The 230-nt window shown below is 67.4% G+C and carries 1 protein-coding gene; it reads left to right on the plus strand.

Annotated elements, in window-relative coordinates; all coding sequences use genetic code 11:
- A partial coding sequence (locus tag AC0L2P_RS32535) for a class I SAM-dependent methyltransferase (protein WP_473507282.1) occupies window positions 1–230 on the plus strand: 230 nt, incomplete at both ends.

Here is a 230-nt window from a genome sequence, read left to right on the forward strand (position 1 = left end):
GTCACGCATGGGCGGATCTCCAGCCGCTCCTGGATCGCCTGTTCCTTCCATTCGGGGAGATCATCATCGATGCCACCCTGACCGATCGGATCAGAGATGTTCTGGATATCGGCTGCGGCACGGGCGCGACGACGCTGGCGTTCGCCCGGCGACGCGGGGCGGGTCGCTGCACGGGGATCGATGTTTCCCTCCCCCTGCTGAACGTGGCGCGGCGGAGGGCGGAAGCGGAG

Source organism: Mesorhizobium sp. WSM4836 (genome assembly GCF_055811815.1).